Origin of the sequence: Gordonia sp. NPDC058843, from assembly GCF_042743165.1 — a bacterium.
GTDB lineage: Bacteria > Actinomycetota > Actinomycetes > Mycobacteriales > Mycobacteriaceae > Gordonia.
On the sequence record NZ_JBHYNC010000012.1, the window covers coordinates 1 to 12231 of the forward strand.

Genomic DNA, 12231 nt, shown 5'->3' on the forward strand with positions numbered 1-12231 from the left:
ACCACCGACAGCGCCAGTGCGACGCCGACGTTCGGCGAAAAGCCGAGCGCGATGGTCGCGACGACGGTGATGACGAGTCCGGGCAGCATGATGGGCCGCCGACCGAACCGGTCCGACAGGCGGCCCGCGACGAGGATCGCCAGCACGTTGCCCGCCGCATAGATCGCCAGCACGATTCCCGCCATTCCCGCTCCGGCACCGAGACTCTCGGTGATGAACAGCGGCACCACCGCGACCCGGACCCCCATGGACGCCCAGCCCTGGGTGAAGTTCGACGCGAGGATCGCCCGGTAGGCGCTGTCGCGCAGAGCGGTCCGGAAACCGATGAGTCCGCCCGTCGGACCGTCGGCCTGGTCGGGGGCGATCACCTCTCGCAGCTGGGTGGCCACCACCGTCGACGCGACGAGCAGTGCGACCGCGTACACCACGAACGGGACCCGCAACCCGAAACCGACGAGCGCGGCGCCGATGAGCGGTCCGGTGATGCTGCCGATGAGGAACCCGGCCGAGAAGAAACCCGACACCCGCCCGCGGATGTCGCTCGGCGCCATCCGGATCAGCAGGGCCATCGCCGAGATGCTGAACATCGTCGAGCCGATGCCGCCGAGGCCGCGGAAGACCAGCAGCTGCCAGTAGGTCTGGGCGAACGCGCACGCCAACGTGCTGGCCGCGACGATCAGCAGGCCGGTCAGGTAGATGCGCCGCTCCCCGAAGACGGTCACCAGGCGACCCGTCGCGGGCGCGAACATCAACCGCATGACCGCGAAGGCCGACACGACCGCGGTCGCGGCGGTGAACGACACATTGAAGGTGCGGGCGAAGGTGGGCAGCGCAGGAGCGATGAACCCGTATCCGAGTGCGATGACGACGTTCGCCGACAGCAGCACCCAGATGCCACGGGGGATCCGCTTCATGGCAGCTCGGGCAGGTCGTCGAGGGCCCGCGCGGTCAGGGTCCGGCCGAGCTCGATCATCTCCGAGGCCTTGTGGAAGTCGAGCGTGCGTACCGTCCGGCGGGGCACCCGGATCAGCACGTCGGGCGGATAGCCCGCGACCTGATAGCGGGTCAGGGCCTCCTGCATGATGTCGAGCGACCGGCTCAGTACCTCCACGCGACCCATACGCGCGGGCTCGTCGACGCCGAACGCCGGCGTCGTCTGCTCGGCGGACGGGTCGGAGTCGGGCGCGGCCGCGGGGTCGACGCCGACGGCACCATCGTCGGTGGCGGACACCGCCGCACCGGTCACGCCGGGGAGCTCGTCGCGCTCACTCGGCGGCACCTCGTGGCCGAGCCGATCGCGTACCGCCCGGATGAACTCGTTGTCGAGGATCGGCGCCACGTTGCGCCGCAGCAATCCCTTGGCCTTGGGCTCCCGGATGGCTCCCGCCTCCGGACCGCCGTCGGAGCCGATGATGACACCGATGGTCACGTCGCTGGGCACCGTCGAGGTGGGGGCCACCGGCAGCGGATCGAGGATGCCGCCGTCGGCCAGCAACCGGCCGCCGTGTTCGTGCGGACTGATGACCCCCGGGATCGCGATCGACGCGCGCAGGGCGTCGGCGAGGACGCCGCGTTGGAACCAGACCGCGCGGCCGGCGTTCAGGTCGGTGGCGACCGCGGTGAACGGGACGGGAAGGTCCTCGATCACGGTGTCCCCGAGGATCTCCCGGACCCGGAGCAGGATGCGCTCGGCGCCGATCACGCCCGGCTTGGTCAGCGATACGTCGAGCAGCCGGACGACGTCGAGCTGGGACAGACCCGAGATCCAGTCGACGTAGTCGTCGAGCTTGCCCGCGCAGTAGAGCCCGCCGACGAGCGCGCCCATCGACGAGCCGGCGACGGTGACGATCTCGAATCCCCGCGCCTCGAGTTCGGCGATCACCCCGATGTGCGCGTAACCGCGGGCGCCGCCACTTCCCAGAGCCAGCGCCACGCGCGAGGGTCGAGCCATGGGGCAACAGTACCGCCGTGGATTTTCCGGCCCGACATCGCAAGTGGCGGAGCCCGCTACTGATCGATGGCCCGCTACTGATCGATGGCCCGCTACTGATCGATGGGGAGACGACGCGGGCCCGGGCCGAGCTTGTTGAGTTCGTCGCCGGGGTTGAGGAGGTGGCACTCACCCAGCGACAGACAACCGCAACCCACACACGACCCGATCATGTCCCGCATGTTCTCGAGCAGTTCGATGCGGTGGTTGATGTCGTCCATCCAGCGCTTCGACGCTGCTTCCCACATCGACTTCGGGGGCGATTCGTGGTCGCCGAGTTCGGCGAGGACCTCACCGATCACCGACAGCGGGATCCCGGCGACCTGCGAGGCGCGGATGAACGCCACGCGCCGCAGCATCGCCCGGTGATACCGGCGCTGGTTGCCCGAGGTGCGCCGGCTGAAGATGAGGCCCTGTTCCTCGTAGAAGCGGACCGCCGATGGGGCGATGCCGGCTCGCTGGGCGAGCTCACCGACCGAGAGCTCCAGCTTCTTCAGCGTCATGGGTCGATGGTAAGCGCCGTGAGCTCGTCGTCCCCGGCGCACGACCGGGGACGACGAGCTCGGCATGTGGAGCCTGTCACCTGGTCAGGTGCGGACCACCATCACCGGGCATTCGGCGTGGTGCATGACCTTCTGGCTGGTCGAGCCCAGCAACAGACCGCGGAAGCCACCACGTCCGCGGCTGCCGACCACGAGGAGCGACGCCTCGGCGCCCGCCGCGTCGAGCAGCGCCTTCGCCGGCTCTTCGGGCAGCACGGAACGTTCGATCGTCACGTCCGGATAGTCCTGCGCGTAGCCGGCGAGGCGCTCGGCGAGTACCTCGACGGCGTCCTGTGTCATCCGCGCCACCTCGTCGGCGCCGATGCCGTAGCCGTGGAGTGCGTCCGCGTCGAGAGGGGTCCACGTGTGCACCGCGCGCAGCGGGACGTTGCGCAGCGACGCCTGCCGGAACGCCTCGGCCACCGCGGCGTCGCTGATCGGCGAACCGTCGACACCCACGACCACGGGTCCGGCGGCGCTGCCCTCGGCCGCCACCACCGTGACCCGGCCGTGCGCATGGGCGGCGACGCTGGTGCTCACCGACCCCAGGAACAGGCCCTTCACGCTGCCGAGACGGCGAGTACCGACCACGATCATCGCGGCGTCCTTGCCCAGCTCGAGCAGAACGCGTGCGGCGTCGCCGTCGACGATCGAGGTGGCCACCGTCACCCCGGGTGCCACCTCCTTCGCCGCGTCGGCTGCCGCGTGCACCGCGTCGGATGCGTCCTGGCGGATCGCATCGACGACGTCCTGCGGGATGATGAGGCCGGGGGCGTAGTCACTCGTGCTGGCGTCGTATGCACCGACCACCTTGAGATCGAGTCCTTCGGCCGCGGCCGCCCGGGCGGCCCACCGCACCGCACCCGTGGCCGCGTCCGACCCGTCCACGCCGACGAGTATCGCATTCATGTTGTGGCTCATCTCCTCTGATCTCGACGGCCCCGGTGGGGTCGTCGGGTTCGGCCGCTGGTCTGCTGGGGTCATCGCCGTGCGGCCCGGCATCGGCCCCGACCCCCATCCTGCCCCGACGTCGTGGTCGCGGCAATGAGTACGAAGACCTGATCGCGGTGGCTTTCTGCACGATTCGCGCGACGTGTAACCTGGTGGACACCATGACGTCACCCCTTCCGCAGAACGGCACCAACGACTTTCGCTCGATCATGATCCACATCGGGATCACCGTCGTCCTCGGACTCGGCTTGCTCGTGCTCGCCCATGCGTCGTCGGATCCACTGCAGACAGTGCTCATCGTCGCCTCCCCCGTCGTGGTTCTCGTGGGCGCGAGCGCCATGCTGTATCGCACCTACCTGGTCTGGAAGCGCAACGGTCGCTGGCAGGTGTGGCAGGGCGCGGCGTGGTTCCTGCTGTTCTTCTTCATCGTGATGCTGTTCAACTCCGCACCCGTCCTCTTCGAGTGACCGACGGGAGTCATCGGGGCCCGTTCGCCCCGGTGACCGCGCTCTGAACGGTAGAATCGGGGCTTCCACCTAATCCGAAAGAACCGCATAACTCCTGCTCCCTGAGGTGCGAGGAGCGCAAGCCGCCGGGCCGAGCAAGCGACGAAGGAGCGCGTCGAGGTCGACGAGCCTCGAAGGGCCTGGTGAGACACGTTGCGAGACCCTTCGTGGCTCGCTTCGCTCGCACCTCAGGGAGCATGGATTTCGGACACTCACGAGTGTTCTTTCGTGGTCCACGACGGCCGCTAGGCCGCAGATACTTGAGGTGAGGGAGGCACCGTGTCCGTCGGTCCGACTCACGACGAACCACTCGCTCCCGGAGCTCTCGTGGGGCCCTATCGCGTCGATCGACTGCTCCGCCGGCGCCCCGGGGTTGCCGACCATCTGGCGACGGTCCGGCATCCGAGTACACCTCCCGAGCGGGTCCTGCTCACCGTCGTCGACCGGATGTTCTCGGCTGATCCCGCGTTTCGCAGCTGGTTCCCGACTGCAGTCGAAAAGGCTTCTGCGGTGGAGCATCCCGGGATCGCGAACGTCGTCGGTCACGGCTACGTCGCGGGCCGGTTGTGGGTTGCGATCACCCCCGTGCCCGTCTCCGACGCCGCCCTGCTGATCCGCCGCCACCCCGACGGTATCGACGTCGATCTCGCGGTACGCATCGTCACCGTCGTGGGTGATGCGCTCGACGCCGCACACCGCAGACGCCTGGTCCACGGGAACGTGTCCCCCGCCGACATCCTGCTCGCCCGCCCCGACGACCTGACCGGATCCGCCGCGTCGGCGCCAGGCGTCGTCACGCTCACCGGTTTCGGTCTCACCGCACCGGCGGCCGGCGACCAGATGCCGCACCCGGCAACCGATGTCGCCTCCCTGGGCCGCACCCTCGTCGAATTGCTCACCGGCACAGGCTCCGTCGCGCGGCATCGGATATCGGGGGCGGTGTCTCCAGCCTTCTACGCCGTGCTGGCGCGTGCGCTCGACGCCGATTCCGACCACCGATACCGCACGTGTGCGGAATTCGTCCGCGCCGCCGAGCTCGCGCTGCATCTGACCCGCACCGACGGCGAACCACCGACCGAGATCCTCGACAGCCCTCCACCCGCCGACGTCCCGCACACCTTCCAGCCCACCGGCCATCCGGATCGCCCGACGGACATCGTCACCGACCGGCACCGGGGCCTCGCGCCGGCGATCCAGTCGACCAGGCCGCCTCCGCCGACCTCTCCGACGCTGCGTCGACGTCGTCTGATCGCACCGTTCCTGGTCGCCTCGGTGACCGTCGCGGTGGTCGTCGGCACGCTCATGCTGCTCGGCGCGCGCACCGCCCGGCCGCCGTGGCCGTCGACCGTCGCCCCGATCGCCGCGGCCTTTCCTCGACTCCTGCCCGAGTCACCCGAGGCGACAGGGTGGCGGGATGCCGCCTGCGCGGCCGTCGTCCGCGACGGCGTCGTCGGCATCTCGTGTACCGACGCCGCGAGCGTCGGTTTCGTGGTGTGGCGCACCTCCACGACACCCACGCGCGCTGCCGTCACCGCCGGCCTGAAGGGCTATCCGGGAGATGAGATCAGCTGGCGCGACGGACCGGCGTCGGCGAGCCGGGACAGCGTCGTCGACGGTTGGGTCGTCACGAACTTCGCCCGACCACCGCATGCGGAGTACACGCTGGTGACGACCTGGCCCGGACACACCGGTCGCGAGATCCTCGACGACTGGTGGCGCACCGCACCGCTGGGCTGAGGGTTACCCGAACCCCCGAGCAGGCCCGTCGTCAGCGCCCGCGGAGCGCGTCGATGCGGCCGGCGACCTCCATCGCGGTCGACGGTCTCGTCCCGGCGAGTGCGAGACAGTTGGCGATGAGTGTGCGCTCGTCGCGGTCCAGATTCTCCGAGAGCGCCGGTGGCGTCGACAACGCCGCCCGGATCGCCAGCAGCGGTTGGGTGTCCGGCACTTCCCCATAGACCCCGTCACCGGTGAGCGCACGGTGCAGGCACGCCCCGAGCGACCAGATGTCGGTCGCACGCGAGGGCACGTCCCCCGCCAGCAGCGCAGGGTCCATGTACTGCACCGCACCGGGCTGGGCGAAGCTCGTGATGGGTTCGTCGGCGGCGAGGACCCGGGCCAGACCGAGATCCGAGATCTTGCCACCGGTCTCGGTGACCATGATGCTCGACGGCGTGATGTTGGCGTGCGCGATCCCGGCTTCGTGCAGTGCGTCGACACCCCGCGCCGCGTCGGCGATCGCCGCCAGCTTCTCGTCCCGACTGAGCTCGCGTGCCGGGCTGCCCAGCGAGCCGAGCGGGAAGTACTCCATCGCGTACATGAACTGGCCCTGCAGCACGGCATCGTAGAGGCCCGCGAGGTGGGGCGACACGACCGCGGCGAACGCCCGCAACTCGCGGACACCTCGGCGATAGGCGTCGTCGCTGCAGACGCCACTGAAGACCTTCACCACGACGCGGTCGGTGGCCAGGCCCAACCGCGCCGGCGGTACGGCGAGGTAGAACGTGCCGTTGCCGCCGATGCCGAGCTTCTCGAGCACCGTGAAATCCGCGAGTTGCTGCGGGATCTCGACTGTCGCCATGTCAGTGCCTCTCCGATGATGAGCCGATGTTGGGGCCGGACGTGTCGGGAGCCGCTCCCGACGGTGCGGGTGGCGTAACCGTCGGCAACGGGTAGAGACCCGTGACGCGGTCGGCCAGTGCTTCCTCGCTCGTCTCGGTGTTGTCGACGACGACGACGGGTACCGGCGCGCCCCGACCACCCTCGTCCGGGGCGGCCACGGTGAACGACACGGCGTCGTCCCGATGGCGACGGGGGTCCTGGACCGACACCGAGACGCCCTGCTCGGCAACCGCATTGAGGTCGGTCAGCCAGCGGCGCCGGGAGCCGGACGCGACGACGGTCAGCGATCGCGAACCGAAGAGCGCCAGCCCAGCGGCCACGAGCGCAGCGGTCCGCCCGCTGCGACTGTCGGCGGCGACGCAGGTGATGGTGCTGCGGCTCGGTGCCACGCCTGCATCGGCGGTCTCGTCGATGACGGCCACCGGGGCCGACCGCAGCGACTCCCCCAGCGACCGGTCCGCGCTGTCCACGACGATGACGTCGGCATTCGCGTTCTCCGACATCGCGTCGAGGTCGACAGCCGGATCGGCGCTGAACCGGCACAGGACCGAAACCGATCCCGCACCGGTCAACGACGAGCCCAACTCGTTGAGCTTCTCGACCGCCGATGCGATCGCCGCGAAGTCGGGCACCACCGGGATCCCGACCTCGAGCGGGCGCGCAGAGCGATCCGGAGCAGTGAGCAGACCGGCCAGCACGACGTCGAATCCGGTGGCACAGTCGAGCATCCGACGATGCCGTGCGCGGAGATCCGCGACCGTACCGACGGGATCGCGGATCAGCACCAGGACCCGTGGAGCGGTGGCGGCGGCCAGTGCGCGACGTTCGGCTGCCGCGATGTCACTGGCAACCACCTTGTCCGGGTACACCACTCGCAGCAGCGGCTCGGTCAGGATGGTGGTGACGAGAGCCATCACCACGAGCATCGCGAACAGTTCGTCGCTCAGCACGCCGAGCTCACGGCCGGCGGCCAGGATCACCAGTTCGGTGAGTCCACGCGTGTTCATCAGCACCGCGATGGCAGCGCTCTGTCTGGTGGGGATCGCGCTCACCCGCGCTCCGGCATAGGCACCGACGAACTTGCCCGCGATCGCGACGAGCAGGACCAGGAGCAGCTGCCCCATACCGGCGAGCCCGATCTCGGTGAGGTCGACATTGAGTCCGGTGACCACGAAGAACATCGGCAGCAGAAGCAGCACGCTCGCCTGCTCGAGTCGCTCGAGGATCTCCCGGTGCAGTTGTTCGGCCCCCACCTTCGGCATCACGGCGCCGAACACGAAGGCGCCGAAGATCTGGTGGATGCCGATGACGTCGGTCGCCGCCGCCGAGAGGAACAGCCCGATCAGGATGACCGCCAGGATGTCCGGGGTGAGCCGGCCCGCGCTGTCGCGCCAGGTGATCAGCTTTGTCAGCAGCGGCCGGACCACACCGAACATCACCGCGGCATAGACGAGTGTGAGCCCGACGATCTTGGCGACCTCGAGCGGACTGCCGCCCTGGATGATCGCGATGATGAAGGCGAGCAGCGTCCACGCCAGGATGTCGTCGATCGCAGCGGCGGCCAGGCTGAACACCCCGGGTACGGTTCGCATCATCCCGCGGTCGGTGAGGATTCGTGCCAGCACCGGAAAGGCGGTGATCGACATCGCGACACCCATGAACAGCACCATCCCGAGCCGCTCGATCTCCATGCCCCCGACCATGTTGTGCGAGGGATAGAGCAACAGCCCGAGCGCGGCCCCGAGGCCGAATGGCAGGGCGATCGAGAACGCCGAGATGCTGGCTGCCGCGCGCTCGCGCCCCTTGGTCAACCGCATGTCCAGCTCGAGGCCCACGATGAACATGAACAGCACCAGGCCGATCTGCGCCAGTGCGCCCAACAGCGGACGGACGTCGTCGGGGAACAGCCACTGATCGGGATCACCGGGCAGGAGCCCCAGCAAGCTTGGACCCAGCGCGATCCCGGCGGCGATCTCGCCGACCACGGCCGGCTGGCGGCACGCACGCGCGATCATCCCGCCCACCCGGGCCGCGGCGATGACCACCGCGACGTCGAGCAGCAGGAAGGCGATCGTGTGTTTCTCCATGACCTCTCGGATCCGTTCGCTCAAACGCGGGCGTGATGTGACTCGAAGATGAAGTGCCGCCCACCGATGCGGACATGCGATCCCGGCACCAGCACGTGGGCGCGGTGCGGCAGCAGGCGGGTCTCGCGGTTGCCGCTGCTGGGATCGGCGACGAAGGTGCCGTTGGCCGAACCGAGGTCGACCAGCTGCACCGTCCACTCCACCAGCCGGATCTCCACGTGGCGCCGGGAGAGCTGACCTGTTTCATCCTGCACGCGAATCGGTTTGGGCGACCCGGCCGGCCCGCCGCCGGCCGTCCCCGGTTCCCGGCCGATGACCAGGTCCTCGTCGAGCAGGAAGGTGAATCCGTTGTCGAGCAACAACCAGCCCAGCGGCGGTCGCTCCCCCTCGACGAGGAAGGTCGTCAGCTGATCCATCCGGATCCCGCAGACTCCACACAGCCACGACTGCGGGTGGTTCAGATGGCCTCGCGAGCAGCGGATGCCGTGGACCATGGCGCGCGAGGCCTCGATCTTGACGACCTCGGTCGCGGGCTTCTGATGCTCTTCCCTGGGCAGGGGCGCACGGGGCTCGAGAGGTTCGGCGAACGGATTCGGCGCGGGCTCGGGCTCGATGCGAGGTCGGCCGCTCGGCGGTGCCGGGTCCTGCGGCGGGCCCGGTGCCGATTCGGGAACACGAGGGCCGTTGGGAGCCAACGGTTCCGACTCGAATGGTCCGGCCAGCGGAGTCGAGGTGAACGGCAGCGGGTCCGGCCGGGCGTCGGGAGCCATCCGTTCGGTGGTACCCATCGGGTCCGGCTCCGGTGGTGCGAGCCCCTGGTCGACGGCGGGTTCGACAACGGGTTCGACGGCGACCTCCGGGGCGGGCTCCGGTGGTGACTGCGGGTCGTCGGAGGGAGACCGTTTGCGCAGCGGCCCGGGCACCGGCGTCGACTTCGCGTCCTCGTCCACCGGGCCTGCCGCCCCCGCCGGCGCGGCCATCTCCGCCGGTGCGGCCATCTCCGCCGGTGCGGCTTCCTCGGCCGGTCGCGGCTTCGCCGATCTCGACGGCATCGCGTGGAACTCGGTGCCGCGCAATCCCAGTGGGGTGTGGAGAAGTGCGCCCGCGGCGGGCACCGTCCCCTCGACCAGGTCGAAACGTTCCTCGCCGACCTCGGCCGGCTCCGTGCCGGCGAGGTAGAGCCCGAGCCCTTCGAACGGCCACGGTACGGCGCGGTCGTAGGTGTCGCCCGCCGCCGGCGCGATCCGCTTGCCGTCGGTCTCGCCGTACACCCGGCCCGAGAGGAAGATCGCGATACCTGCGTTGTCGGGTGCGGCGAAGGCGATGTCGACCGGGTCATCGGCCGTGGCCACCAGCTGCGCCAGTGCCCGCACCAGGTGCCGGCCGCGCCGCGGAGCCGAATCCGGCACGGCGACCGCGGATTCGATGTCGAGGAGGTCGGTGATGAACGACGCGGGCACCGTGTCGTCCATCAGGCACAGGAACGCCGGGGTGCGGATCACGACCCCCGCGCCGGGGATCAGCGTCACGGTCGGCGTGACGCTGGGGATGTCACCCGGAATGGTCACAGGAACCGGCCCCCCTGGAATCGCCAGTGCGGGAAGACCGCGCGCAGCGGCCCGTTGACCGCAACCCACACGAGCAGCCAGGTGGTCACGAACTGGACCGAGAACACGACGGGCGACGGTTTCAGCGACTCGGGGATCAGTCCCGTGCCGTCGATCACGATCCACACGAGAATGCCCTCGTTGATCGCCGTGAGGAGCCCGAACAGCGTCGGCCAGTCCTTCTCCCACCGGAACTGCTGCAGGAAGTGGTACAGGAACTCCCAGAGCACGCCCAGGACGATGACGGTGACGAGCACGGTGAAGGCGACCCGATAGACGTCGAGAACCGACGGGTCCCCCGAGGAGATCAGCCACAGGAACGGGACGAGCACGATGGTCCACAGACCGCCGAGGACGCCGAGCACGAGCACGCGGGTCTGGATTCGCCCCCACAGGGTGGGCAACATGTCAGTCGACTCCCTTGTTGTTCATCCAGCGCCACCACTGGGCGGTCGACCGCCAGGGCGTCAACCGTTTGCAGAACCCCTGCCGGGCGAGGTCGTCCGCGATCTCCAGGGCGGCGATCTGCAGACCGAGGAAGGTGTCGACGCCGGGGAAGTAGCCGCCGAGCGTCGCACTGCCGGAGGCGTACAGCTTGCCGTTCCCGCTGCGCGTGCCCTTCAGCTCGAAGTCGCGTTCGACGTCCATGCGGCCGACCGGGTTGATGCCGGCACCGGTGTGGTCGAGCAGGTCGCGCAACAGGCGATGCTCGCGCACATCGGCTTCCAGTCCGGTGCAGTCGATCACGTAGTCGGCGTAGATCTCGAAGGTGCCGTCGGGCCGGTGTTCCTGCCGGATCGGCGCATGCGGATCGACCCGCACGGTGGTCACCACACCCTGCCCGCCGGCCGCGGGCACCAGACTCTCCGCCTTGCCGACGGCGACGCGGTACCACCCCTCGCGCCGTCCGCGCGCCAACTGCTCCTGCCAGTCATCGCGGACGGGGGTGTTGGTGCCGCCCATCTGCTTGTACGCCTCGGCGCGCTCGTGTCCCTCGAGCTTGCGCATCCGGGCCTTGAGCTGACCGCCCCAGACCGACTTCGGATAGTTGAATCCTTGATAGGCCCAACCGTCTTTGCCCTTGCGCCGCATGAAGATGTGCGGCCCGTGGGGCTTGTCGTAGTACGTGCGGAAGAGGTGCACGATCTGGGTCTGGAGTCCGTAGGCGTCACGATCGTCGATGAGCCGCTGCAGGACTCGCGAGGCGACGATCCCCGCTCCGCGGATCACGACGGTGCCGGGCTTGCGTTGCAGCGACTGATAGATGTGCTCGTGCGACTCGTAGGCGTTGACGACCTTGCTGGCGTCGCGGTAGGTCTCGCGGAACGCCTGCAGGTCGGGCAGGAGCTTGATACCGGGGTATCCGATCGCGACATGGACCCACTGACTGCGGAAGGCCACCCGCTTGGTGGGTGAAGTCCCCTGCGGCGGTGTGAGAATCGTGTAGTACCCGCCACCGGCGCGGCGTCGGATCATCCGGACCTGACCGCGGTGGAGGCACTTCAGGTAGCCGATGCGCTCGCACTCCTTTTCCATCGATGCGAACGCATGCCCGGCCTTCGGGGTGTAGAAGTTCGCGAAGTCGGGTTCCACCAGCACATTCCATAGGGGCTTGAATTTCTTGTCCGCCCACGCCTCCCGGACCGCATACGAAGGGAAGCCCCAGATGTTGTCGGGGGTCGACGCCGAGTCCGACCGCAGGCGTTCCCCACGCGGGATCTGTGACACCCGCGTCAGGTACTCGTAGCTGTGCCACGGCACGTCCTGCGGTCCGAGCACGGCGATCTGATCGAGCGGCACCCCGCTGATGCGGAGATAGTCGACGGTGACGAACGAGCCGATGCCCGATCCGACCGTCACGAACGGGACGTCGACGATGGGGATGCCCGCTCCGTCGACCATCGCGTCGGTCCAGATGTCGGTATC

12 protein-coding genes are annotated in these 12231 nt (G+C 69.1%); 3 read left to right on the plus strand and 9 right to left on the minus strand.

Annotated elements, in window-relative coordinates:
* The 4 genes from ACFW3F_RS10665 to ACFW3F_RS10680 all read right to left on the minus strand — a co-directional run.
* A partial coding sequence (locus ACFW3F_RS10665) for an MFS transporter (RefSeq protein ID WP_388057036.1) occupies positions 1-914 on the minus strand: 914 nt, incomplete at its 3' end.
* The gene (locus ACFW3F_RS10670; protein ID WP_388057038.1) at positions 911-1951 is read right to left on the minus strand and encodes a patatin-like phospholipase family protein; all 1041 of its coding nucleotides are present in this window, start codon (positions 1949-1951) and stop codon (positions 911-913) included. The genes ACFW3F_RS10670 and ACFW3F_RS10665, both read right to left, overlap by 4 nt.
* A gap of 92 nt (positions 1952-2043) precedes the next feature.
* On the minus strand, positions 2044-2493 hold the full coding sequence (soxR, locus tag ACFW3F_RS10675) for a redox-sensitive transcriptional activator SoxR (RefSeq protein WP_388057040.1): 450 nt from the start codon (positions 2491-2493) through the stop codon (positions 2044-2046).
* Between the two features lie 84 nt (positions 2494-2577).
* Positions 2578-3441 carry a universal stress protein gene (locus tag ACFW3F_RS10680; RefSeq protein WP_388057041.1) on the minus strand — a complete coding sequence of 288 codons (864 nt, stop codon included), beginning with the start codon at positions 3439-3441 and terminating at the stop codon, positions 2578-2580.
* Between ACFW3F_RS10680 and ACFW3F_RS10685 the strand changes: the two genes are divergently transcribed.
* From ACFW3F_RS10685 to ACFW3F_RS10695, 3 genes are all read left to right on the plus strand, one after another.
* Positions 3440-3580 (plus strand): hypothetical protein, encoded by a 141-nt coding sequence (locus ACFW3F_RS10685; RefSeq protein ID WP_388057043.1) that lies wholly within the window; start codon positions 3440-3442, stop codon positions 3578-3580. The two genes, ACFW3F_RS10680 and ACFW3F_RS10685, sit on opposite strands and share 2 nt — an antisense overlap.
* A gap of 64 nt (positions 3581-3644) precedes the next feature.
* Positions 3645-3950: a hypothetical protein gene (locus tag ACFW3F_RS10690; protein WP_388057045.1), complete on the plus strand. Its 306-nt coding sequence runs from the start codon at positions 3645-3647 to the stop codon at positions 3948-3950.
* A gap of 318 nt (positions 3951-4268) precedes the next feature.
* Positions 4269-5726 (plus strand): serine/threonine protein kinase, encoded by a 1458-nt coding sequence (locus ACFW3F_RS10695; protein ID WP_388057047.1) that lies wholly within the window; start codon positions 4269-4271, stop codon positions 5724-5726.
* A gap of 31 nt (positions 5727-5757) precedes the next feature.
* Here ACFW3F_RS10695 and ACFW3F_RS10700 read toward each other — a convergent pair whose 3' ends face one another.
* Genes ACFW3F_RS10700 through ACFW3F_RS10720 form a run of 5 tightly spaced genes read right to left on the minus strand, consistent with a single transcriptional unit; the run spans position 5758 to position 12207 of the window.
* A complete protein-coding gene (locus ACFW3F_RS10700) occupies positions 5758-6570 on the minus strand; it encodes a protein kinase (protein ID WP_388057049.1) in 813 nt (270 codons plus the stop codon).
* Between the two features lies 1 nt (position 6571).
* On the minus strand, positions 6572-8698 hold the full coding sequence (locus tag ACFW3F_RS10705; protein WP_388057051.1) for a cation:proton antiporter: 2127 nt from the start codon (positions 8696-8698) through the stop codon (positions 6572-6574).
* Between the two features lie 20 nt (positions 8699-8718).
* Entirely contained in the window at positions 8719-10266 is a 1548-nt protein-coding gene (locus tag ACFW3F_RS10710; protein WP_388057053.1) for an FHA domain-containing protein, read from the minus strand.
* A complete protein-coding gene (locus ACFW3F_RS10715; protein WP_388057055.1) occupies positions 10263-10712 on the minus strand; it encodes a hypothetical protein in 450 nt (149 codons plus the stop codon). The genes ACFW3F_RS10710 and ACFW3F_RS10715 overlap by 4 nt, the downstream gene beginning before the upstream one ends.
* Before the next feature lies 1 nt (position 10713).
* On the minus strand, positions 10714-12207 hold the full coding sequence (locus ACFW3F_RS10720) for a hypothetical protein (protein ID WP_388057231.1): 1494 nt from the start codon (positions 12205-12207) through the stop codon (positions 10714-10716).
* Between the last annotated feature and the right edge of the window lie 24 nt (positions 12208-12231).

Coding starts and splice junctions, on each gene's coding strand:
- soxR (WP_388057040.1), bottom strand. CDS start 2,493: ATGACGCTGAAGAAGCTGGAGCTCTCGGTCGGTGAGCTCGCCCAGCGA.
- ACFW3F_RS10705 (WP_388057051.1), bottom strand. CDS start 8,698: ATGGAGAAACACACGATCGCCTTCCTGCTGCTCGACGTCGCGGTGGTC.
- ACFW3F_RS10720 (WP_388057231.1), bottom strand. CDS start 12,207: ATGGTCGACGGAGCGGGCATCCCCATCGTCGACGTCCCGTTCGTGACG.
- ACFW3F_RS10715 (WP_388057055.1), bottom strand. CDS start 10,712: ATGTTGCCCACCCTGTGGGGGCGAATCCAGACCCGCGTGCTCGTGCTC.
- ACFW3F_RS10690 (WP_388057045.1), top strand. CDS start 3,645: ATGACGTCACCCCTTCCGCAGAACGGCACCAACGACTTTCGCTCGATC.
- ACFW3F_RS10700 (WP_388057049.1), bottom strand. CDS start 6,570: ATGGCGACAGTCGAGATCCCGCAGCAACTCGCGGATTTCACGGTGCTC.
- ACFW3F_RS10680 (WP_388057041.1), bottom strand. CDS start 3,441: ATGAATGCGATACTCGTCGGCGTGGACGGGTCGGACGCGGCCACGGGT.
- ACFW3F_RS10685 (WP_388057043.1), top strand. CDS start 3,440: ATGTTGTGGCTCATCTCCTCTGATCTCGACGGCCCCGGTGGGGTCGTC.
- ACFW3F_RS10670 (WP_388057038.1), bottom strand. CDS start 1,951: ATGGCTCGACCCTCGCGCGTGGCGCTGGCTCTGGGAAGTGGCGGCGCC.